The following is a 21,756-nucleotide window of genomic DNA, read 5'->3' as shown; positions in this document are numbered from 1 at the left end:
GTCAGTAGTTCTCGTTGATGTCGCTCGTGGAAACGCGTTCGAACTGCTGTTCGGCCTCGTTCTCGAAACGAACGTAGTTATCGTAAACGACGTCGCCATTCGCCGGGTCCACCACCTCGTAACTCACGTCCAGCGATTGCGGACGCACGCCGTCGAAATCCTTGAAGTCGATCTCGATGTCGACGCGCTTGCCGCTGTCGGCCCAGGCCGCCCATTCGTTCTCCAGCACGCGATAGGCGCTGTTATTGAACTGGGCGTTCTGCGGAAACATGTTGCGTTCGCCCTGATCGAGCGTGAAGCGATGGCCGAACACATGGCCGCCGGCGTCGTCGCTGCGGCCGAGATCGGCGACATCGCCCTGCGCCCGGGTTTCGGCGGAGCTGCGCGGTGCCTTGTCGAAGACCTCCGAAAGCTCGGCCTCGGCGTGCACCGGCCGGCCGGCCGCATTGAGTTCCCAGTGGAACACGTTGTCGCCGGCGGCGCCGGTTTCCAGGCGAAGACCATCGAGCGCGCGACTGCCGTCGGCGGCGGCGTCGAAGAACTCGTCGAGGCGGGCGCGCATGCGTTCCAGAGGCTCGCGCACCGCCGCCGGCAACTCGTCGATCGGCACGGCCTTGAGGGCCTTGTCGAGGCCGCCGAGTGCCGGGCGCAGCGCTTCGGCAAACGCCGCGTCACCGCGCGCCAGGTCCACGGCGCTGTCCACAGTGTCGGCGAATTTGCCGAGCTTGCCGATCTTGGCGAGGTCGCCGGCATACGGAATCATGCTGACGCCGTCGATCACGGCGCCGAACCAGTCGCCGCGTGCCACCGAGATCGCCAGGCTGGCGCCGTCCGAAATCGGCGTGGGGTCGAAGACGCCGGCAACGCCAAGGCCGATCTGGGTGAGGTCGAGCAGCAGTTCGCGTTTCCCAGCGGATAGGTCGGCGGCAGCCCGCGGGTCGGCACCACCGCCTTCGTCGGCGGCGCTGCGCAAGGTGCCGGCCAGGGCCGCACGTCCCTCGGGCGTGGCTTGCAGGGCGCTGATGGCGTCCTCGTCGAGCGTGTCGACCAGCGATTGGGCCAGCCGCGCGCGGTCGGCTTCCGGCAGGGTGTCCAGCGATTCGCGCAGGCTGGCGGTGCCGCCTTCCGGATCCTGTGCCAGCAGGGCGCCGAGCTGATCGCCGAGCTCGGTGGTGTCCAGTCCGAAACCGGACAGGGCGTGCGGCGGTACGGCAGACTCGATTGTGCTTGAGGACAGGGCGTTCACGGCCACGTCGGCGACCCGGAGCAAATGGGGCGCCCAGCGTAGGCCGGCCGCTACGTTCTGCCATCTGGGATCATTCCCAGTCTCGGGCAAACCCCAGGGTCGCTGCGGTGGTCTTGGCGGCTGTCCGCAAAAGTTCAGCCGTGATCGTTAAGCTGAGAAGCGAAAAGAATCAGACAAGCACGGGGCGAGCAATGGGCACACGCAATGCACGAGCCAGCACTACGCTGGTGACATCTCATGCCAGCGAGGCGGTTTCGGACATGCTGCGGCGGCTCGGCAAGCGCCTGGTGGTGGGCACGCCGCTGGGCATCGGTAAGCCGAATGCGCTGCTCAATGCCCTGTATCAACGGGCGGTGGAAGATCCGACGATCTCGCTGGACATCATCACCGCACTGTCGCTGAACCCGCCGCGTGGCGCGTCCGATCTGGAAGAGCGCGTGCTGCGGCCGATCCGCAAGCGCGTGTGGGGCGACTATCCGAGGCTGGACTATCTCGATGCGCTGGAGGCGCAGTCTCTGCCGCCGAATGTTCGCGTCGTCGAGTTCTACGTCAAGAGCGGCGCGCGACTGCACAATCCGGTGGGGCAGCAGAACTACATCAGCAGCAACTACACCCATGTGGCGCGGGACATGCTGTCGCGCGGCGTGAACCTGCTGCTGCAGGCGGTCTCGCTGCGCGAGGACGAAGGTCGGCGGCGCCTGAGCCTGTCCAGCAATCCGGACGTGACGCTGCAGATCGTGCCGATGCTCAAGGATGTCGAATGGCCTTGGCTGGCGGTGGCGCAGATCAATCGCGAGATGCCGTGGTTCGGTAATGATGCCGAGGTCGCCGAGGCCGATTTCGACATCGTGCTGGATGCGCCGGAGCTGGATCACAGTCCGTTCGCGGTACCGCACGCGCCGATCTCCGCGATCGACTACGCGATCGGTGTGCGTGCCTCGGCACTGGTGCGTGACGGCGGCACCCTGCAAGTCGGCATCGGCAATCTCGGTGACGCTGCCTGCCAGGGTCTGCGCCTGCGCGAATCCGACAACGTGACCTATCGCAAGTTGCTGGCGGCGCTGCAACCGGGGCCGCTGGTCGAACCGCTGGGCGGCGTCGACCGCTTTGGCAAGGGTCTGTACGTCGCCAGTGAGCTGATCTCCAATCCATTGTTTGCCCTGTTCGAGGACGGTATCGTGCGACGCCGCGTCTACGAAGATGCGACGCTGCAACGGCTGGTCAACGACGGCGCCGATCCCGACCATCTACCGCCGGATCTCTACGACCGGCTGTGGGCCATGGGTGCGCTCGACAAGCGCCTGTCGTCGGCCTACATCGAATGGCTGCAGGACGTGGGCCTGGCGCGCACCGGGCTGGTCGGCAGCGGCCCGCAGCTGCGTCTGCCGGATGCTCATGTGGTCGACAATGCGCTGGACGATCCCGAGGTGCGAGCCGCGCTCAACCGCAGCGCGATCGGGGAGGGTCTGCGTCACGGCGCCAGCATGCACGGCGCCTTCTTCATCGGCCCGGCCGATTTCTATCGACGCCTGCAGATGCTGGACGAGCCCCGGCGCGCACTGATCGGGATGACCTCGGTGGCCGAGGTCAATCGCATCTTCACGCACTACGAACTCGAACGCCTGCAACGCCAGGCCGCACGCTTCATCAACATCGCGATGAAGGTCACTCTGCTGGGCGCGGCGGTATCCGATCAGCTCAAGGACGGGCAGGTCATTTCCGGCGTGGGCGGGCAGTACAACTTCGTGTCGATGGCGCATCAGCTCGAGGACGGTCGCTCGATCCTGTTGCTGCGTTCGACGCACGGCGAGGGCAAGACGGCCGAGTCCAACATCGTCTGGGAGTACGCGCACGCCACGATCCCGCGTCATCTGCGTGACATCGTCATCACCGAATACGGTGCGGCCGATCTGCGTGGCAAGACCGATCGCGAATGCATCGAGGCGCTGATCGCGATCGCCGACAGCCGCTTCCAGGAACAACTGGCGGATGCCGCCCGCAAGGCCGGCAAGTTGCCGGCCGACTATCGCGTGCCCGACAGTGCCCGCAACAACACGCCCCAGGCGATCACCGCCGCCGTGCAGAGCTTCATTGATGGAGGTGCGCTGCCGAAGCTGCCGTTCGGCAGCGATCTCAAGGATCAGGAGATCGATCTGATCGCGACGCTGGGCCGGCTCAAGTCGGCAGGCGCCAGCTGGGGCGGACGCCTACGGCTGCTCGGTGCGCTGCTGGCACCGGCGTTGCCGGATCGCGAGGACCTGGTCTTCGCGCTGGATCATCTGGATCTGGCCCGACCGGCCGGGCTGCGCGAGCGCTTCATGGCGCGCCTGGTTCGCGCAGCCTACGCGATGCGATAGCGTCCGGCCCCTGATCGTCGACCGACCGATTCATCAGGCCGATCAGTTTGATCGAAAGCTTCGGCTGGTCTCCCCGGCAGCGCGAATCTATAGTGACGGCGCCCCCAAGAACCGGAAGCGCGTTGTCTGCGCTGCGTATCCCCGATGAACGCCGAGCCCCACTACACCCGCACCGCGATCACCCTGCACTGGCTGCTGGCGGTGCTGATTTTCGGCGGCTTCGGGCTCGGCCTGTACATGCACGATCTGCCGTTTTCGCCGCAGAAGCTCAAGCTTTACAGCTGGCACAAGTGGATCGGTGTGTCGGTGTTCCTGCTGGTGCTGATCCGCGGCATCTGGCGCATCACGCACCGCCCGCCGCCCTTGCCGCCCGGCATGCCAGCCTGGCAACGCCGCGCGGCCCACATCAGCCACGGTGGCCTGTACCTGCTGATGCTCGTGATTCCGCTCAGCGGCTGGCTGATGAGTTCGGCCAGCGGTTTCAAGGTGGTGTATTTCGGTGTCATTCCGTTGCCGGATCTGCTCGACAAGAACAAGGCCGTCGCCGAGGTCCTGGTCGAAGTGCATGAAATTCTGGCGTTCACGCTGGTGGCGCTGGTGGTGGTTCATGCGGCCGCTGCGATCAAGCATCAATTCATCGACCATGACGGCACCCTGATGCGGATGTTCCGCATCGGGCGCGATGGCTAAAAAACACACGAGGAGTCCTGCGATGCGTTACTGCCCGGCTTCGATGCTGTACGGCCTGCGCCTGCTGGTGTTGGGCACCGCCGGCATGATCACCCTGGCCTACGCGGCCGGGCTGTGGACCGTGAACGCGGACGACAGCGAGATCAGCGTGCGCTTCAAGCAGATGGGCGTTCCGGTCAGCGCCCGCTTCGATCGCTTCGAAGGCCGCATCCAGTTCGATCCGGCCGTGCCGCGGAATTCGAGCGCACGGATCACGGTGGATACGGCGAGCTTCGACATCGGTGATGAGGACTACAACGCCGAGGTGCGCAAGCCCGAATGGCTGGCGACCGAGCAGTATCCACAGGCCAGCTTCGTCTCGACCTCGGTGAGTGCCGACGCCCAAGGCAGTTTCATCGCGCATGGCGACTTCACGCTCAAGGGCCGCACCGAAGCTCGCGACATTCGCTTCAGCACCGAGGCCGATGGTGACGCACAGGTGTTCGAAGGCAGCTTGACGTTGTCGCGCAAGGCCTATTCCATCGGCGACCCCGACTGGAACGAAGTGCTCGAAGACGAGGTCGTCATCAATTTCCGCGTCGTGGCCACTGCCGACTGAGGCATGCCACGCTGCTTTCACCCCCGGTCAAAATCGTCCCATCGAGGAGTTCAACATGTTTCGCACCTTCACCTTCGGCCTCAGCGCCGTGCTGCTTGCCACCGCCGGTCTCGCCCAGGCCGCCCCGACCGAATATGTGATCGAGTCGAATCACACCTATCCCAGCTTCACCGCGCCGCACATGGGCATTTCGTTCTGGCGTGGCAAGTTCAACAAGACCAGCGGCAGCGTGATGCTCGATACCGCGGCCGCCACGGGCAGCGTCGACATCATGATCGACGCCTCGACCGTCGATTTCGGTCACGAGAAGATGAACGAGCATGCGCGCAGCGAGGATTTCTTCAATGCTGCCGAATACCCGACGATTACCTATAGCGGCGAGATCAGTTTCGACGGTGCGACGCCGGTGGCTGTCGACGGTGAACTGACGATGCTCGGCGTGAGCAAACCGGTGCCGTTGAAGATCAATTCCTTCAAGTGCATCGAGCATCCGATGCTCAAGGTGGAGGTCTGCGGTGCGGACGCCACGGCGAGCTTCGACCGCACCGACTTCGGCATGGACTACGGCGCGTCCTCGGGTACCGGTGTGGAATTGCAGATTCAGGTCGAGGCGCTGAAGAAGCCGTAAGCGGCCGCATCCACGCAGTCACCCAGCCCCTCTGCCGCGTACGGCGGAGGGGCTGTTTGCGTTCAGTTCTTCGGATGATCCCGCAGGAAGGCATACATCGAGTCGGTATAGCCGATCGGCCAGCGCAGGTGGTTGACGAGCCCTACCGTGTAACCCGGCAGGTTGCCGAGATAGCCTGGAATCTCGCTGAGGCTGGCGTAGTCTGCGAGCGGATCGGTGCCGCAGGCGTCGACGCAGGCATCCACCGGATCGAGCGCCGTATTGATGATCTGGCTCGTGAAATCGGCTACCCCGGTGCCGAGCACGGTCTGCTTCAGATGGAGCCCGTTCGGGCACAGGCCGGCCAGATCGCAATCGTTGTGGATGTGGAAGATCGGCAGGCCGGCGTTGAATACCTGAAGCTCGGTGTCGTCCTTGGGCGCATCCGGTACCGGAAGCTGCACGCAGGGATCGTTGAACGCTTCGAACGGATCCGGCGAGGAATATACGGCGGCGGCCGCGATTTCGGGTCGGTTGAGGGCGTAGAGCACGGCCAACGCCGAGCCATTGGACCAGCCCATGAGATAGATGCGGTCGGTATCGACCTTGCCGCTGGCGACGACCTCATCGAGAAAGTGATCGATGGCAGCGACATCGACATTGATCGGCCAGGCTTCGCCGTTGACGCTGCGGCTGGGCTGGTCCGGCAGCATCTGGCGATACCAGTTGTCCCAGCCCGGCGTGAGGCCATCATCCGGGAACGGGTAATAGCGCTCGGTAACGCGACCGTAGGGCGCCAGCATGATGAAACCCGGGCGTTCCGGGTCACCGCTGAGATCGGCGGTTTCGAGCCCGCCGCGCACGTTGTTGAATGCCAGCGAAATGTCGGGACCGAATATCGAAGGGTGCAGGTAGACCACCAGCGGCAGCGGCGCTTCGGTGGAAGCCTGTTCGGGTTCGTAGAGACAGGCGGTGCGGGCGGTTCCCTCGGCGTCCGTCCAGTCCGCCATGCGCTCGCCACCGGTGATGCAGGTGGGTTGGAACAGCGCATTGGTCGCCTGTAGCGGCCGTGGCGGTGCACCGAACGGGGTACAGGCCTCACGGGTCACGGTAATTTCGGTCTTGAGGTCGTCGAGATCGATGCCACCGTCGTCCGATCCGCCGCCTCCGCCACCGCAGGCGCTGAGTAGCACGCCCAGTAGAAAGCCTGAAGCAATGGTCACGCAGGCGCGACCGGTCACTGTCCTTTTCATAGACTCCTCCGGTACAGGATCGTCGACCTGTACCGGAGGAGTCTACGCCCCAAACTCAGAAGCCCGAAAGCGGTCCTGTGCAGACGTCCGCGTCTTCGGTGTCGTCGGTCGGAAGTACCGTGTCGATCCACTGCTGGATCAGGGCCACGGCCTCGCCGTGCGGTACGGTGCGCGCGATCGGCGGCATGCGCACGCCGGCTTCGGCCGAGCCGACACGGAACGGCAGGATCGAATCGTTCGCCGATTCGGGCACGATGTCGTAGAGCCGCCCGCCGGAACCCTTGCCGGCCGCGACCGGCTTCTTGCAGATGCCGTAGCGGTTGTCGACGGTGCGGAAGCTGTCGAGGTACAGGCCCGAATTGCTGGCGCCGCCGTGCGAGTTGTGACAGTGCGCGCAATTGGTTTCAAGGTAGGCACGCACGCGCAGGTGGATATCGGCCTCGCTGTCCGGCAGCTCGCCGGTGTCGCCCGGTACGTTCCAGCGCGGCAGGCGTTCCACGTCCTCGAGATTGGCCGGCAGGCCTTCGAGCAGGCCGTGCATCTGCCAGTAGACCAGCTGGTTCATCACGCCTTCGTCGCCGTAATCCATGTCGCGGTTCATCAGGCGCGGCTTGGGACCGATCGGCGCCGAGCCGGGTTCGCGATCATCGCCGCCGTGGCAGGAGATGCAGTTCATCGCGGCCGGAATACCGTAGCGCTCGACCTGGCCTTCGTAGTGGGCGTCCACGTCGGGGTCCGGATCGTCGAAGTTGTAGTGCACCTTGGCGGAGCCGCCTTCGACCGTGAGCTTGGCCACGCGCTTGCCGCCTTCGTCCTGCCAGATATAGGGCAGGCCGATCCAGGTGGTGCCGGTTTCGGTCTCGCGCTTGATCAGCAGGCGGGTCTCGATGATGTGCTCGTCGGCGCCGTCCAGGAACGAGAAGGTCTTGGCGATGATCGTGCCGACCGGAAAGTCCAGCGTGGCGGTGATGCCGTCATGATGGTCCTGGTATTTCGCCGCCTTGCCGGGCGGCAGAAACACGAAACGGTGCTTGTTCGCGTAGTCCGAGAACAGCGGCGTGCTCAGACCGTAGAGGACACCGCCATTGGCGCCGCTGCGCGGATCTTCGTCGTCATGGAACAGGCCGTACTGCGCCAGGTCCGGGCAGTTGTACTGGGCCGCGGCCGCGAAGTTCGGCTCACCGGACGGGCCACCGTTGCAGGCCTTGCTGACTTCCGAATCGCTGGGTCGCGCGCTGTCCGAATCGGCGCTGGGCACGAACGGCAGCCCCAGATCGGGATCGGCGCGCCTGGGTAGCTGGCAGCGATGCGGTTCCAGGCTGGTGGTCGCCGGCTTGAGCAGGTCGATCACCAACTGCGCGGTGGCCGACGAGGTGAGTTTGGCGTTGAGGAAGTCGGTGGTGGTGAGATTGCCGAGCGGCTGCGTATTTTCGAAGATGTTGTCGTCCTCGATGCACAGCCCGTTTTCCGGCAGCTTCGGCTCATCCTCGCCCTCGGCGAACTTCCATTCGGTCCACTTGCATTCCGGTTCGGGATCGGAACCCATGAAATTCGGACGACCGCGTTCGTCCACGCGCGGTTCGGGGCGTGTTTCATTCGGGTTCGGTTCGGTCAGCGGGATGCCGTCGGCGTCCAACGGAATCTGGGTGCAGCCATTGGGCGCATCGACCGCGCCATCCCAGGTGATGTGGGCCGAGCGGCCCAGGTTCTTGAGCTTGAGCAGCAGCGGCAGCAGCGAGGACGTGCCGCGATCGGCGCTCGGCAGCTGGATATTGGTGCCGTTGTCGCGGAAGCTGTTGCCGTGGATGTGGATGCCCTCCGGGAAGAAGTCGTACTTCTGGTCGGGCTGGTTCGGGTCGGCCAGCGCATAGTTGACGATGGCGATGCCCAGCGTGTCGTTGTCGTTGACCTCGTTGCCATAGACCTCGAGCTGGTCGGTGGCCAGCAACAGCATGCCGGTGCCGCGCGGTACGATGCCCACGATATTGCCGATCGGCGCGAAGTTGTCGGTGTTGTTGTTGTACGACTGGTTGTTGCGAATGATGTTCTTGGTGCCGTACTGCGCCAGATTCGGCAGGTCGAACACCAGGAAGCCGCCGGTATTGTTGGTGGCGATGTTGTCCTCGAACACGGCGCGATAGGTGTTCTCGAACTCGAAGCCGGCCACGTTGTATTCGGCACGCGTGCGCCGCACGATCACGTCGCTGGTCTGGCCGACGTAGATGCCGGCATCGGAGGCGCCAAAGGCTTCGGAATCCTCGATCAGCACATGCTGCGATTCCACCGGATACAGACCGTAGGCCCCATGATGGGCGCAGGAGTCGTCGGCGTCGGGATCAGTGTCGCAGGTATCGTAGCCGCTCCACAGCGCACGAATCTGGCGGAAGGTGACGTACTTGGAACGGAATACGCGGATCGCGTTGCCGGGGGTGTCGCGCACGGTGAAGCCCAGCAGGGTGATGCCGTCGCTGTGCGAAATGTTCAGGCCTTCCGCGCTGTCGCTTTCGGCGAAGTCCAGCATGGTCTTGTCCATGCCCTGGCCCTTGATGGTGATGCCGCGCTTGCCGTGCAGGATCAGGCCGGTGGAGATGCTGAACCTGCCTTCGCAGAATTCGATGGTGTCGCCTTCACGCGCATCGAAGAAGGCGATCAGCGCCTGGTCGCGGACCTGCGCGTCGCTGCCGCAGACCTCGAAGGTCTTGAAGCCGCTGCCCGATCCGCTGCCGCTACCGTCGCCGCTGGGGCCCGGGCTGCTGCCGCAGCCGCCGAGAGCCGCCAGGCCCAGCGCCAGTACCACCCGTGTCCACGTGCCGTTCATCTGCATACCCGTCCCTGCTCTCGTGCACCCGTCCTGAAACGACGAGCGCCATTGGTTTTTCTGTCTGACCGCGCGTGCTAACGTCCCGGCACGCACGTCAGATGCGCCTGTTTGCGAGCTGGACGATAAATCAAGGAGGAGATCATGCGATTGACTGGGGCTGCCACATTCGTGGCCATTCTGCTGACGGCAGCGCCATTGACCGGCTGCGCACGATCTTCGCCAAGACCTGCGCCGACTTCGAGGCGAAACTGATCGAGATGGGCGGCGAGGACGATCATGTGCACCGGCTGGTCGAGTACCCGCCCAAGCTCGCCGTCTCCAATCTCGTGAATAGCCGTCCTTGGGTTTTGGTTTCAGTGTGAGGTCTGCTGCTGCTCGATGTGACCGATCCGGCGAGCCCGCGCTACGCCGATTTCACCGAGGCCTATTCGCACAAGCGCTGGCTGCGTTTCCCCTTCCACGAGGATGAAATTCAGGCGCAGCAAATCAGCGAGCGTCACCTGGGCGAATAGCGGGCGCCGCTTGTGGCTACAATGGCGCCGATGATTCGTCTTGGCGCCATGGTTCTGCTGATGTTCGCACTGTGCGGACAGGCCTACGCGTCCGTGGCCATGCCGCCGATGCTGCCGGCCGCCAGCGTGCCCGAGCCCAGCGGCATGCCCGCCGAGCATTGCCACGACGGCATGACGGCCGACGCGGGCGACGAGCTTTTGCCGTGCTGCCAGACCAGCGCCTGCCACTGCCCCAGCGGCTGTACCTCGGCGGCCTTGCCGATGGCGCTTGCGGTCACGGCGCCCATCGGGCCGGCCGTGCTTCGTGTCTCGGCGCCGCTGCCGATTTCGAGCCTGCTGCCGCAGGCTCCCCGACTTCGACCTCCGATCCGCTCCGCAAGTTAAGCGTTCACCGAGTCGCGTTTCCGGGCCAGTTCCGGGCTCGCGATCCGTCCGTTCTTGCGGAGACATCCATGTTTAGAATGGCAGGCACCTTCGCTGCGGCGTGGGCCTTGATCCTGATCGTGTTGGCGCAGCCTGTGGCGGCCGCGCCGACGCTGGCGCTTGAACAGGCGCAGCGTCTGGCGCTCGCACAGCAGCCCGCGTTGCTGGCGCAGCGCGCCGACATCAATGCGGCCCGAGAGCGCGCCGTCTCGGCGGCGCAACTGCCGGTGCCGGCGCTGAACCTGGGCCTGAGCAACCTCAGCCTGTCCGATCCCAACCCGTATCGCAACGACGCCGAACGCATGAGCATGACGCGAATCGGGATTCGTCAGGTCGTGCCCAATGCCGCCAAGCGCGAACTTGCCTCGCAGCGCGAGCAGGACACGGCGGCGCTGGAAGAAGTCCGCTACCAGGCATTGAGGCGACGCATCGATCGGGATGTGGCACAGGCCTGGATCGCGGTCTGGAGCGGCGTACGCGCGCTGGCCTTGATGCGTCAGCTGACCGCGCAAAGCCGGCATCAGCAGGACACCGCGACGATCGGTTTTGGCAGCGGCCAGGGCGGGCAGACCACGGTGCTCGCGGCCAGCCTGGATCTGGAACGAATGCGCGACCGGATCGCGGAACTCGAACAGCAACAGGCCGTCGATCGGGCGCGTCTGGCGCGCTGGATCGGGGACCAGGCGGCGCAGGAGGCGCTGCCTGACAAGGCGCCGCAGCTGAGGGCTCCGCCATCCCTGGAAACCTTGTTGGCCGGTCTTGCGGCCCATCCGGAGATCCGCGGCGAAGACCGGCTGGAGGCGCTGGCGCAGACGCAGATCGAACTCGCGCAGGCGCAGAACAAGCCCGATTGGCAGGTGCAGGCCGGCTATGCCTATCGCCAGCCTTACGACGACATGATCAGCGTGGAGGTGGCTATCGATCTGCCCTGGGTCGGCGCCAGCCGGCGTCAGGACCGCGAGCTGGCCGCCGCCCGCGCAATGCTGGCCGGACAGTCGGCCAGCCGTGAGGACCGCCTGCGGCAGCTGCGTGCGCAGGCTGCCTCGGACTACCGCGAATGGACCCGCCTTGGCGAACGCCTGCGGCGCTACGACGACACGCTGCTGCCGCTGGCACAGCGCCGCACGGACACCGCGCTGGCGGATTACCGCGCCGGCAACGGCGGCCTCGCCCCGGTATTCGATGCGCGCCGTACCGTGCTGGAGCTTCGTCTGCAACGCCTGAGGCTGCAGACCCAGGAATTGAACAAAACGGCCAGCCTGCAATGGCTCGCCGCCGGAGAATCCGAATGAACAGGACAAGTCTGATCGCCGCATCGTTGCTGATCATCGCGGTGGCGGCCGGCGGCATCTGGTATGCACGTGCGCCGAAAGCCTCCGACGCCGAGTCCCCGCCCGCCGCCTCGGCTGCGGATGCACGCGAGGTGCTGTACTGGTACGACCCGATGAAGCCGGACGTGCATTTCGACGCACCCGGTCCCTCACCGTTCATGGACATGGCGCTGGTGCCGAAGTACCGGCAGGCCGTTTCTGGTGAAGGCCTTGTCAGCATCGATCCGCGCATGGCCCAGAACCTGGGCGTGCGCACCGCGCCGGTCGAGCGCGGCACGTTTTGGCAGCGCATCGATACGGTGGGCAGCGTCGCGATCGACGATCGGCGCATCCGCGTCATCGAGAGTCGCGCCTCGGGCTGGATCGAATCTCAGACCGTGCATACCGTCGGCGCGACGGTGCGGCGCGGCGAACGCGTCGCCGGCGTCTATTCGCCGGCCCTGTACGCGGCGCAACAGGAGTATGTGCTGGCGCTGCGGGCCGGTGATGCGGCGCTGGCTGAAGCTTCACGCCAACGTCTGCGGCTGCTCGGCGCCACCGAGGCTCAGGTCGACGGCGTTCGGCGGCGCGGCACGGCCGAACGCGAGCTGTCCCTGGTCTCGCCGATCGACGGTGTGGTGATCGACCTGGACGCCCACGAAGGCCGCCAGATCGGACCCGGCATGCCGCTGATGCGCATCGCCGACCTCTCGCGTGTGTGGGTGTATGCCGACATTCCGGAGGCCCAGGCTGACTGGATCGCTCAGGGGCGCCCGGCCGAGGTGCAGTTGCTCAACAGCACCGGGAGTCTGCTGGAAGGCGAGGTCGACTATCTGTATCCGACGGCGGACGCCGCCAGCCGCACCGTGCGTGCGCGGCTGGTGTTCGACAATCCGGACGGTCTGCTGCGGCCCGGCATGTCTGTGGACGTGACGCTGTACGGCGGCGCGCGCCGCGACGTGCTGACGGTGCCGAGCGAAGCCCTGATCCGAACCGGCTCGCGCAACACCGTGATCGTTGCCGAGGGCGAAGGCCGTTTCCGGCCCGTGTCCGTGGAACTGGGCCCGGAGCGCCGTGGCCGTACGGTGATCGTGGGCGGGCTTGAAGAAGATCAGCAGGTCGTCGTCTCCGGTCAATTCCTGATCGATTCGGAGGCGAGCCTGCAAGGCGTCTATGCGCGCATGGACCAAGTCACGCCTCACGGGCAACACCCATGATCGCGCGCCTGATCCACTGGAGTATCGATAACCGTTTCCTGGTGCTGCTGGCGACGGCGCTGGCGGTGGCCTGGGGCGTATGGGCGGTGCGAACCACCCCGCTGGACGCGCTTCCCGATCTGTCGGACGTGCAGGTGATCGTGCGCACCACCTGGCCGGGGCAGGCCCCGCAACTGGTCGAGGACCAGCTCACCTATCCATTGACCACGACGATGTTGTCGGTGCCCTATGCCAAGACCGTGCGCGGCTATTCGATGTTCGGCGAGTCCTTCGTGTACGTGTTGTTCGAGGACGGAGTGGATCTGTACTGGGCGCGTTCGCGCGTGCTGGAGTACCTGTCACAGATTCAGGGGGGGCTTCCGGACGGCGCCCGGGCATCGCTGGGGCCGGACGCCACCGGTGTGGGCTGGGTCTACGAATACGCGCTGGTGGATCGCAGCGGGCAGCACGACCTCTCGCAGTTGCGCAGCCTGCAGGACTGGTTCCTGAAGTACGAACTCAAGAGCCTGCCGAACGTTTCGGAGGTGGCGACGCTCGGCGGCTTCAATCGCCAGTACCAGATCGTGGTCGATCCGAACCGGCTGCGTGCCTACGGAATCACGGTGGATCAGGTGATACAGGCGGTGCGCGACGCCAACGGCGAGGCCGGCGGCTCCATCCTCGAACTCGGCGAAGCCGAATACATGGTGCGCTCGCGCGGCTATCTGCGCTCGCTCGACGACTTCCGCCAGATCGGCCTCGGTGTGCGCGGTGACGGCGTGCCGCTGCGCCTGGCGGATGTCGCCGAAATCCGCCTCGGTCCGGAACTGCGTCGCGGCATCGCCGAACTCGATGGTGAGGGCGAGACCGTCGGCGGCGTCATCGTGATGCGCTACGGCGCCAACGCCGTGGAGACCATCGCCGCGGTCAAGGCCAGGCTCGAAGAACTGCGGGGCAGCCTGCCGGCAGGTGTCGAGATCGTGCCGACCTACGACCGTTCGGCCTTGATCGAGCGGGCCGTGGACAACCTCGGGCACAAACTGCTGGAGGAATTCATCGTCGTCGCCATTGTCTGCGCGGCCTTCCTGTTCCACCTGCGTTCGGCGCTGGTCGCGGTGGTGAGCCTGCCGGTCGGCGTGCTGGTGGCCTTCATCGTGATGCGCTACCAGGGCATCGGCGCCAACATCATGAGCCTGGGCGGCATCGCCATCGCCATCGGTGCCATGGTCGATGCCGCGATCGTGATGATCGAAAACGCACACAAGCGCATCGAGCACGAAGGCAGCGGCGGCGATCATGTCCGGCGCATCGCCGAGGCCGCCGCCGAAGTCGGGCCGGCGCTGTTCTTCAGCCTGCTGATCATCACCGCCTCCTTCGTGCCGGTGTTCACCTTGCAGGCACAGGAAGGACGCCTGTTCGCACCGCTGGCCTACACCAAGACCTACGCGATGGCGGCGGCCGCCGGCCTGTCCGTGACCCTGGTGCCGGTGCTGATGGTGTTGTTCGTGCGCGGACGCATCCGGCCCGAGTCCGCCAATCCGCTCAACCGCGTGCTGGTACGCCTGTATCGGCCGGTGATCCTGCGCGTGCTGCGCCATCCGTGGTGGACGCTGGGTCTGGCCGGCTTGGTATTGCTGCTGTCGCTGTGGCCGATGACGCGCCTGGGGTCGGAGTTCATCCCGCCACTGGATGAAGGCGATGTGCTGTACATGCCGACCACGCTGCCGGGCGTGTCGCCGGGCAAGGCCGCCGAAACCCTGCAGCAGACCGACCGTATCCTCAAGACCTTTCCGGAAGTCGAAACCGTGTTCGGCAAGGTCGGCCGCGCCGATACGGCGACCGATCCGGCGCCGTTGACGATGATCGAAACCACGATCCGCCTCAAGCCGCGCGATCAATGGCGGCCCGGCATGACGCAGGCCGGACTGATCGAAGCCTTCGATGCCGCCTTGCAGATTCCCGGCATGGGCAACGTCTGGGTACAGCCGATCCGCAATCGCATCGACATGCTTGCCACCGGCATCAAGTCGCCGGTGGGCCTCAAGATTTCGGGCCCGGATCTGGCCGTGATCGACCGTATCGGCGGCGAGATCGAAGCTGTGCTCAAGCCGATCGAAGGCACGGTGTCGGCCTTCGCCGAACGCGTCGATGGCGGTCGCTACATCGAACTGCATCCACATCGTGAACAGCTCGCGCGCTACGGTCTGTCGATCGCGCAGTTCAACCGCATCGTCGCCGTGGCGGTCGGCGGCCAGAACATCGGCCAGACCGTGGAGGGTCTGGCGCGCTATCCGATCAATCTGCGCTACCCGCGCCAATGGCGCGATTCGGTGGCGGCGCTGGAATCGCTGCCGCTACTCACGGCGGACGGGCAGACGCTGACGCTGGGCGTCATCGCCGAGATCGCCATCGTCGACGGCCCGCCGATGATCAAGAGCGAGAACGCGCGGCCGACCGGCACGGTTTTCGTTGACATTCGCGGCCGCGACCTGGGCTCCTACGTCGCCGAGGCCAAACAGGCGGTGGCCGAGCAGCTCGCGTTGCCGGCCGGCTATTCGATCACCTGGGCCGGTCAGTTCGAGTACCTGGAACGCGCGGCGCAGCGCCTGCGGCTGGTGATCCCCGTGACGCTGGCGATCATCTTCGTGCTGTTGTATCTGAGCTTCGGGCGCTGGCCCGAGGCGCTGCTGATCATGGGTACGCTGCCGTTCGCGTTGATCGGCGGTGTCTGGCTGATCTGGGCGCTGGGACATGCCGTGTCGGTGGCGAGCGCGATCGGGTTCATCGCGCTGGCGGGCGTGTCGGCGGAGTTCGGCGTGGTCATGCTGATTTATCTGGACCAGGCACTGCGCCGCTACCGCGAGTCCGGCGAAACGCTGAGCGACGACGGCCTCGATGCCGCGATCATCGAAGGCGCGGTGCAGCGCGTGCGCCCCAAGGCGATGACCGTGGCGGTGATCGTGGCGGGATTGTTGCCGATGTTCTGGGGCGGCGGCGCCGGTTCGGAGATCATGCAGCGCATCGCCGCACCGATGATCGGCGGCATGATCAGCGCGCCGCTGCTGTCGATGCTGGTGCTGCCGGCGGCCTACAAGCTGATTCATGGGCGGCGCTGACAAGCCAAGGCCGTGTCGCGCAAGGAACGCCATGGAAAAAGCGAACGGCGGGTCTCACGCAAAGAAGCAAAGGAGAAGCTGAAAGCTGAAAGCTGAAACTGCTTTTTCTGTTCTTGGCGTTCTTTGCGTCTTTGCGCGAGACCCAAGAGCGATTCAAAGCTGTTTCTGCAGGAACACCAGGTCCAGCCAGCGATCGAACTTGCGGCCCACCTGCGGCATGCGTGCGCTCTCGGTGAAGCCCAGCGACTCATGCAGGCGGATCGACACGGTGTTGCTGGCGTCGATGCCGCCAATCATCACGTGCAGGCCGGCCTCCTGTGCCCGCGCGATCAGGGCCTGGAGCAGACTGCGGCCAAGACCCCGGCCGCGTGCGGCGACATCGATGTAGACCGAATGCTCCACCGTCTGCGCATAGCCGTCCCAGTCCCGAAACGGGCCGTAGCTGGCATAGCCGAGCACGCCGGACTCGTCCGTGGCCACCAGCACCGGGAAGCCGCGTTGACGGCGTGCGGCCAGCCAGGCCTGGCGGTTCGCAAGGTCCAGCGGCGTCCACGACCACACCGCGGTGGTGTTGGCGATGGCCTCGTTGAGAATCTCCAGAATGCGTGGCAGATCGGATTCAGTGGCGTCACGAACAGTGATGGACATGGGATTGCGCGGACGAGGCCTGAGCGTATCGTACGGTCAAGCCGATGTCCGGTCGCATCGGGTGCCGGCTATACTGCGCGCCATTTTTTTGAGTTGGCTTTTCTCCCGTGAAATCCGCAACCGTCCTGCACAGCGGCCTCGCCGCCTTGTCGCTAGACGCCGCGCTGGCGGAACCACTGCTGCGCTATCTGGGCGAACTGGAGAAGTGGAACCGCGCCTACAACCTCACGGCGGTGCGCGACCCGGCGGAGATGGTGACGCGCCACCTGCTCGATTCGCTGGTGCTGATCCGGGGCGGCGAAACGCGCTTCACATTGCCACAGACGCGTCTGCTTGACGTGGGCGCCGGCGCCGGTCTACCCGGCATCGTGCTGGCGATCGCGCGACCGCAGTTGCAGGTGACCGTGCTGGATTCCAATGGCAAGAAAGCCCGGTTCATGCGCCACGCGGCGCGTACGCTGGGCCTGGACAACGTCGAAGTGGTCGAAGGGCGGGCCGAGGATCTGGAGGCCGAAGCACCGTTTCCGGCCGTGGTTTCGCGCGCCTTCGCCTCGCTGGCCGATTTCCTGCGCCTCACCGAGGGCGCACTGGCCGCAGATGGGCAGTGGCTGGCGATGAAAGGTAAGCTCAGCCACAGTGAAACCAAGGACATCCCCGGGAACGTGAAGATTCTCGACATTCATCGTTTGGCCGTACCAGGCCTCGCCGAAGCGCGGCAACTGGTCGTGGCGACGCGCGCCTCATGACGCGCATCATCGCCGTGGCCAACCAGAAAGGCGGAGTCGGCAAGACCACCTCCTCGGTCAATCTTGCCGCCTCGCTGGGTTCCATGGGCCGCCGCGTGCTGCTGGTCGATCTGGACGCGCAGGGCAATGCGACGATGGGCGTGGGCGTCGACAAGAGCGAGGTCGAACTGACGGCGCGCGATCTGCTGCTGGAAAAGGCCACGCCGCTGGAGACCGTGATTCCGCTGCCGGAACTCGGCATCAGCCTGATCCCGGCCAACGGCGACATGACCGAAGCCGAAATCAAGCTGCGCGAACTGCCGCTCGGCGACTTCGCGCTCAAGAGCGCGCTGGCCGAGCTGGCCGAGGCCTTCGACTACATCATTCTCGATTGCCCGCCGGCGCTGTCCAAGCTCACCGTCAATGCCCTGGTCGCGGCCGATGGCGTGCTGGTGCCGATGCAGTGCGAGTACTACGCCCTCGAAGGGCTCAGCGCGCTGATGGACACCGTCCACAAGATCCGCAAGCTCATCAATCCGAATCTCGAAATCGAGGGTCTGCTGAGAACGATGTTCGACCCGCGCAACAATCTCGCCAACGATGTCTCCGCCCAGCTCGTCCAGCATTTCGGCGACAAGGTCTACCGCACCATCGTGCCGCGCAACATCCGCCTGGCGGAGGCGCCCAGTCATGGCCTGCCGGCGATGATCTACGATGCCAGCTCCTCCGGCGCGCGCGCCTATCTGGCGCTGGCCGGCGAGATGATGCGCCGTCATGACGGCGGCCAGATGCGACTCGGAGGGACGCTCTGATGGCCGTCAAGAAGCGCGGCCTGGGCCGTGGCCTCGACGCGCTGCTGAGCAGCGGCAACCCGTCGGAAGCGCAATCCGGTGACGAGCTGCGCGACCTGCCGGTGGCCCAGCTCGAATCCGGCAAGCACCAACCGCGCCGCCATTTCGATACCGAGGCGCTGGAGGCGCTGGCGGCCTCGATCAAGGCGCAGGGTGTGGTGCAGCCGATCGTGGTGCGTCCGATCGGCCCCAGCCGCTACGAGATCGTCGCCGGCGAGCGGCGCTGGCGCGCAGCCAAGCTGGCCGGGATGGTCACGGTGCCGGCGGTGATCCGCGAACTCGACGAACTGTCGGCGATGGCGGTGGCGCTGGTCGAGAATATCCAGCGCGCCGACCTCAACGTGCTCGAAGAAGCCGCCGCGCTGCGCCGCCTGATCGACGAATGCGGGCTCACGCACGAACAGTGCGCGGTGGCGGTCGGCAAGTCGCGGGTTTCGGTGAGCAATCTGCTGCGGCTGTTCGATCTGCCGGAAGAGATTCAGGAACTGGTGCGCGAGAGCAAGCTCAGCTTCGGTCATGCGCGGGCATTGCTCGGCGCAGAGCCGGAAAATCAGGTCGAGCTGGCGCGAACGGTGGCCGAGAAAGGCCTGTCCGTGCGCCAGACCGAGGCGCTGGCGGCCGCCGATCCGGCGCCGCCGAAGCGACCGATGCCGAGCCCAATGTTGGCCCTGGAGAACGAGCTTGGCGCCAAGCTCGGCACCAAGGTACAGATTCGCCAGACGCACGGCGGCAAGGGGCGGCTCACCATCGGCTTCCGCGACCTGGGCGATCTTGACCGGATTCTGAAGTCGATCGGGTGATCCCGCCCCAGCACGGGAAGGTTTATCCACCCGTGCTGGTAGTCCACGTAACTGATAACTGCGGGTATCGCCAAGGACGGCTTTTCTCCCTCTCCCTTCGGGAAAGGGTCGGGGTGAGGGCGCCCGCTACAGGCAGTCTCAGCGTACAAATGGGCGCTGAGCGCCCTCATCCCCAACCCTTCTCCCTCCGCGAGAATGGGGCACTCATCGATTCGGCTCACATCCATATCCGTAGTCTTCTCATGGAAGGACTGCTAGCGTGAGCGTGTAGTTTTCAAACACGGAACACGCATGACTGGCCGAACCGCACTTGTCACAGGCGCCTCCAGCGGCATCGGCGAGGAATTCGCACGACAGCTCGCGGCTGACAACTACGACCTCATCCTTGTGGCCCGTTCGCGGGAAAAGCTGTTGGCGCTGGCTGAACATTTGCGCGAGCGGCATGGCTGCCGCATCGAGGTGATCGCAGCCGATCTGACGCAGCCGCGACCGGGACGACGCATCGCCGATTCGGTGGAAGCGCTCGGCATGCATGTGGACCTGCTGATCAACAACGCCGGTTTTGGTCACCTTGGTGCCTTCGATGCGCAGGAAGCCGGACGCCCCTACGACATGGTGCAGCTCAACTGCGCCGCGGTGGTCGATCTGGTGGAGGCCTTCCTGCCGCCGATGCTGGCTGTTGGTCGCGGCGGGATCGTCAATGTAGCGTCCTTGGCGGCCTTCCAGCCGATGCCGCGCATGAGCGTGTATTCGGCTACCAAGGCGTTCGTGTTGAATTTCTCGCTCGGCTTGTGGGCGGAATACAAAAAGCGCGGCATTCGGGTAGTTTGCGTGTGCCCGGGGCCGGTCGACACCCCGTTTTTTGAAACCTCCGGCGCCGGCACGATGCGCGAATATGTGCCGCGCTTCGCCGTGGCCTCGGCCAATCGCGTGGTGGACGACGCTCTGCTCGGTCTCGAGCGGGCGCGCCCGGTGGTGCTGCCGAGGCAGTCGTCCAAGTGGCTTGCGGCCGGCAGCCGCCTGCTGCCCCAGACGTTCATTGCGCGATTCCTCGACCGCGCGCTGGACCGCTGAGCGAGTCGTTGACCCGGCAGCAATGCTGCGGTGCGAAAAAATCAGTTTTGTGCGGGCGGCCGACTAGGACATCAGTATCGTTGACCCGGTTCCCGGGCTTGAGTAAACTCCTGCGCCGCGCTCGGGGTTGTCCTCGAGCATTTTTATGGACTGAAGGATGCCGCCAGACGCGCACGCCGCGCCGGCCGTTCCGCCAAGGCGGAACGAATCAGGGGTGGCATCACAAACGGCGGGGCACAAGATGGGCAGAGTGCCGGCCCGCCTCTTAATTTGGCAGGTTCTGATCAGTGGTACCGCGGGCGCTGTATGGACAGCGGTCGCGTCTGCGCACGAGGGCCTTGCGGCGCTCTGCGGCGGAATGATCGGAGTGGTCAGCAACGGCTTTTTTGCGGCACGCGTGTTTTTGCGCGGCCGTGGTGATGCGCCGCATATGTTGCGCAATTTCGTGGTCGCCCAGGCGATCAAGCTGGCGCTGGTGTTGGCGATGTTCGTATTTGCGATCCGTTACTTCGCAGACGTGTTTCTGCCGGTGATCGCGACTTACGGACTGACTGGATTGGTTTTTTTGTGGGCGCTGCGCTGGCGGGATTGAGCGGTGCACACCCGAACGAAGGCAGGGCGAGGCTAGGGATCGATGGCAGTTGAAGAGCAGGGGCATTCGTCTTCCGAATACATCACCCATCACCTGACGCATTGGCAGGTTGGTGAGGGATTCTGGACGTTCAACATCGACACGATCCTGTTTTCGGTCGTGCTCGGCGTGCTGTTCCTGTTCTTCTTCCGTCGTGCGGCCGCCACGGCGTCGGAAGGAGTGCCGACCGGCCTGCAGAACTTCTGCGAGTTGCTGGTCGAATTCGTCGAAAACGCGGTGAAGGAGTCATTTCCGGGTGAGTCGCGTCTGGTCGTGCCGCTGGCGCTGACCGTGTTCGTCTGGACTTTCCTCTGGAATTTCATGGACTTGATTCCGGTCGACCTGTTGCCGTCGATTTTCCACGCGGGCGGTGCGCAGTATCTGCGCGTGGTGCCGGCGGCCGATATGAGCGCGACCTTCGCGCTGTCGATTTCGGTGTTCTTCCTGATCATCGTCTACAGCGTGATGGGCAAGGGCGTCGGCGGCTACTTCAAGGAGTTTCTGACGCACCCGTTCGGGCCCTGGCTGATGCCGTTCAACCTGATCATCAATTTCGTCGAGCTGCTCGCCAAGCCCTTGTCACTGGCGCTGCGACTGTTCGGCAACCTCTACGCTGGCGAGCTGATCTTCATCCTGATCGCGCTGTTCACGCTGAGCGAGAGCATCGGGCACTACGTCACCAGTTTCAGCGGCTGGGCGGCGATTCTGGGCCAGGGCGTGCTGCAGTTCGCCTGGGCCGTGTTCCACCTGCTGGTGGTTCCGCTGCAGGCGTTCATCTTCATGACGCTGACCATCGTTTACCTCGGCATGGCCTATCAAAGCCATGACGATGAGCATCACTGAATTTCGTAGAACAGTTCTAAAACAGTTTGTTTAAGCGGTTCATTCAATCAATCCG

Annotated in this window: 19 protein-coding genes and 1 pseudogene; 16 read left to right on the top strand and 4 right to left on the bottom strand. The window is 65.0% G+C overall.

Annotated features, from left to right (window positions below):
* Position 1 precedes the first annotated feature (1 nt).
* Complete coding sequence (locus RM530_RS01140) at positions 2-1,270, bottom strand: DNA/RNA non-specific endonuclease (protein WP_311363363.1); 1,269 nt, start codon at positions 1,268-1,270, stop codon at positions 2-4.
* A gap of 167 nt (positions 1,271-1,437) precedes the next feature.
* On the opposite strand from RM530_RS01140, the gene RM530_RS01135 reads away from it, so the two are divergent.
* The 4 genes from RM530_RS01135 (at position 1,438) to RM530_RS01120 (ending at position 5,519) form a co-directional block, all read left to right on the top strand.
* Complete coding sequence (locus RM530_RS01135) at positions 1,438-3,603, top strand: acetyl-CoA hydrolase/transferase C-terminal domain-containing protein (RefSeq protein ID WP_311363362.1); 2,166 nt, start codon at positions 1,438-1,440, stop codon at positions 3,601-3,603.
* A 144-nt stretch (positions 3,604-3,747) separates the two neighbouring features.
* Positions 3,748-4,293, top strand: coding sequence for a cytochrome b (locus RM530_RS01130; protein ID WP_311363361.1), 546 nt, complete (start codon positions 3,748-3,750; stop codon positions 4,291-4,293).
* A gap of 22 nt (positions 4,294-4,315) precedes the next feature.
* Positions 4,316-4,891, top strand: a complete 576-nt coding sequence (locus tag RM530_RS01125) for a YceI family protein (protein WP_311363360.1) — start codon at positions 4,316-4,318, stop codon at positions 4,889-4,891.
* A 55-nt stretch (positions 4,892-4,946) separates the two neighbouring features.
* Positions 4,947-5,519 (top strand): YceI family protein, encoded by a 573-nt coding sequence (locus RM530_RS01120; RefSeq protein ID WP_311363359.1) that lies wholly within the window; start codon positions 4,947-4,949, stop codon positions 5,517-5,519.
* Positions 5,520-5,581: 62 nt separating this feature from the next.
* On the opposite strand, the gene RM530_RS01115 is transcribed toward RM530_RS01120, so the two are convergent.
* Entirely contained in the window at positions 5,582-6,751 is a 1,170-nt protein-coding gene (locus RM530_RS01115; RefSeq protein ID WP_311363358.1) for an alpha/beta hydrolase family protein, read from the bottom strand.
* A gap of 55 nt (positions 6,752-6,806) precedes the next feature.
* Complete coding sequence (locus RM530_RS01110; protein ID WP_311363357.1) at positions 6,807-9,569, bottom strand: parallel beta-helix domain-containing protein; 2,763 nt, start codon at positions 9,567-9,569, stop codon at positions 6,807-6,809.
* 101 nt (positions 9,570-9,670) lie between these two features.
* Here RM530_RS01110 and RM530_RS01105 point away from each other — a divergent pair.
* The 6 genes and pseudogenes from RM530_RS01105 to RM530_RS01080 form a co-directional block, all read left to right on the top strand.
* Positions 9,671-9,907, top strand: a pseudogene (locus RM530_RS01105) (transposase); the annotation flags it as partial.
* Positions 9,908-9,952: 45 nt separating this feature from the next.
* The gene (locus tag RM530_RS01100; RefSeq protein WP_311363356.1) at positions 9,953-10,084 is read left to right on the top strand and encodes a hypothetical protein; all 132 of its coding nucleotides are present in this window, start codon (positions 9,953-9,955) and stop codon (positions 10,082-10,084) included.
* Positions 10,085-10,114: 30 nt separating this feature from the next.
* The gene (locus RM530_RS01095; protein ID WP_311363355.1) at positions 10,115-10,468 is read left to right on the top strand and encodes a hypothetical protein; all 354 of its coding nucleotides are present in this window, start codon (positions 10,115-10,117) and stop codon (positions 10,466-10,468) included.
* Positions 10,469-10,536: 68 nt separating this feature from the next.
* The gene (locus tag RM530_RS01090) at positions 10,537-11,799 is read left to right on the top strand and encodes a TolC family protein (RefSeq protein ID WP_311363354.1); all 1,263 of its coding nucleotides are present in this window, start codon (positions 10,537-10,539) and stop codon (positions 11,797-11,799) included.
* Positions 11,796-13,034: an efflux RND transporter periplasmic adaptor subunit gene (locus RM530_RS01085; RefSeq protein ID WP_311363353.1), complete on the top strand. Its 1,239-nt coding sequence runs from the start codon at positions 11,796-11,798 to the stop codon at positions 13,032-13,034. Before RM530_RS01090 ends, RM530_RS01085 begins: the two co-directional genes overlap by 4 nt.
* Complete coding sequence (locus RM530_RS01080; protein ID WP_311363352.1) at positions 13,031-16,129, top strand: efflux RND transporter permease subunit; 3,099 nt, start codon at positions 13,031-13,033, stop codon at positions 16,127-16,129. Before RM530_RS01085 ends, RM530_RS01080 begins: the two co-directional genes overlap by 4 nt.
* Before the next feature lie 153 nt (positions 16,130-16,282).
* On the opposite strand, the gene RM530_RS01075 is transcribed toward RM530_RS01080, so the two are convergent.
* Positions 16,283-16,777, bottom strand: a complete 495-nt coding sequence (locus RM530_RS01075) for a GNAT family N-acetyltransferase (protein ID WP_311363351.1) — start codon at positions 16,775-16,777, stop codon at positions 16,283-16,285.
* A 107-nt stretch (positions 16,778-16,884) separates the two neighbouring features.
* On the opposite strand from RM530_RS01075, the gene rsmG reads away from it, so the two are divergent.
* The 6 genes from rsmG to atpB all read left to right on the top strand — a co-directional run bounded on the left by rsmG (position 16,885) and on the right by atpB (position 21,701).
* Positions 16,885-17,523, top strand: coding sequence for a 16S rRNA (guanine(527)-N(7))-methyltransferase RsmG (gene rsmG / locus RM530_RS01070; RefSeq protein ID WP_311363350.1), 639 nt, complete (start codon positions 16,885-16,887; stop codon positions 17,521-17,523).
* The gene (locus RM530_RS01065; RefSeq protein WP_311363349.1) at positions 17,520-18,314 is read left to right on the top strand and encodes a ParA family protein; all 795 of its coding nucleotides are present in this window, start codon (positions 17,520-17,522) and stop codon (positions 18,312-18,314) included. The genes rsmG and RM530_RS01065 overlap by 4 nt, the downstream gene beginning before the upstream one ends.
* Positions 18,314-19,153 carry a ParB/RepB/Spo0J family partition protein gene (locus RM530_RS01060; protein ID WP_311363348.1) on the top strand — a complete coding sequence of 280 codons (840 nt, stop codon included), beginning with the start codon at positions 18,314-18,316 and terminating at the stop codon, positions 19,151-19,153. Before RM530_RS01065 ends, RM530_RS01060 begins: the two co-directional genes overlap by 1 nt.
* A 291-nt stretch (positions 19,154-19,444) precedes the next feature.
* Entirely contained in the window at positions 19,445-20,227 is a 783-nt protein-coding gene (locus RM530_RS01055; protein WP_311363347.1) for an SDR family NAD(P)-dependent oxidoreductase, read from the top strand.
* Between the two features lie 157 nt (positions 20,228-20,384).
* Complete coding sequence (locus RM530_RS01050; protein ID WP_311363346.1) at positions 20,385-20,819, top strand: ATP synthase subunit I; 435 nt, start codon at positions 20,385-20,387, stop codon at positions 20,817-20,819.
* A gap of 42 nt (positions 20,820-20,861) precedes the next feature.
* Positions 20,862-21,701, top strand: coding sequence for a F0F1 ATP synthase subunit A (atpB, locus tag RM530_RS01045; protein WP_311363345.1), 840 nt, complete (start codon positions 20,862-20,864; stop codon positions 21,699-21,701).
* Positions 21,702-21,756: the final 55 nt, after the last annotated feature.

The organism is Banduia mediterranea (assembly GCF_031846245.1).
GTDB lineage: Bacteria > Pseudomonadota > Gammaproteobacteria > Nevskiales > Nevskiaceae > Banduia > Banduia mediterranea.
This window is presented reverse-complemented; position numbering and strand designations above follow the sequence as displayed.

Bases quoted from the DNA above. Each gene is read 5' to 3' on its own strand.
- RM530_RS01090 (WP_311363354.1), top strand. From the start codon at position 10,537: ATGTTTAGAATGGCAGGCACCTTCGCTGCGGCGTGGGCCTTGATCCTG.
- RM530_RS01115 (WP_311363358.1), bottom strand. From the start codon at position 6,751: ATGAAAAGGACAGTGACCGGTCGCGCCTGCGTGACCATTGCTTCAGGC.
- RM530_RS01050 (WP_311363346.1), top strand. From the start codon at position 20,385: ATGCCGCCAGACGCGCACGCCGCGCCGGCCGTTCCGCCAAGGCGGAAC.
- RM530_RS01120 (WP_311363359.1), top strand. From the start codon at position 4,947: ATGTTTCGCACCTTCACCTTCGGCCTCAGCGCCGTGCTGCTTGCCACC.
- atpB (WP_311363345.1), top strand. From the start codon at position 20,862: ATGGCAGTTGAAGAGCAGGGGCATTCGTCTTCCGAATACATCACCCAT.
- RM530_RS01075 (WP_311363351.1), bottom strand. From the start codon at position 16,777: ATGTCCATCACTGTTCGTGACGCCACTGAATCCGATCTGCCACGCATT.
- RM530_RS01110 (WP_311363357.1), bottom strand. From the start codon at position 9,569: ATGAACGGCACGTGGACACGGGTGGTACTGGCGCTGGGCCTGGCGGCT.
- RM530_RS01065 (WP_311363349.1), top strand. From the start codon at position 17,520: ATGACGCGCATCATCGCCGTGGCCAACCAGAAAGGCGGAGTCGGCAAG.
- RM530_RS01085 (WP_311363353.1), top strand. From the start codon at position 11,796: ATGAACAGGACAAGTCTGATCGCCGCATCGTTGCTGATCATCGCGGTG.
- RM530_RS01060 (WP_311363348.1), top strand. From the start codon at position 18,314: ATGGCCGTCAAGAAGCGCGGCCTGGGCCGTGGCCTCGACGCGCTGCTG.
- RM530_RS01095 (WP_311363355.1), top strand. From the start codon at position 10,115: ATGATTCGTCTTGGCGCCATGGTTCTGCTGATGTTCGCACTGTGCGGA.
- RM530_RS01135 (WP_311363362.1), top strand. From the start codon at position 1,438: ATGGGCACACGCAATGCACGAGCCAGCACTACGCTGGTGACATCTCAT.
- RM530_RS01130 (WP_311363361.1), top strand. From the start codon at position 3,748: ATGAACGCCGAGCCCCACTACACCCGCACCGCGATCACCCTGCACTGG.
- RM530_RS01125 (WP_311363360.1), top strand. From the start codon at position 4,316: ATGCGTTACTGCCCGGCTTCGATGCTGTACGGCCTGCGCCTGCTGGTG.
- RM530_RS01055 (WP_311363347.1), top strand. From the start codon at position 19,445: ATGACTGGCCGAACCGCACTTGTCACAGGCGCCTCCAGCGGCATCGGC.
- RM530_RS01080 (WP_311363352.1), top strand. From the start codon at position 13,031: ATGATCGCGCGCCTGATCCACTGGAGTATCGATAACCGTTTCCTGGTG.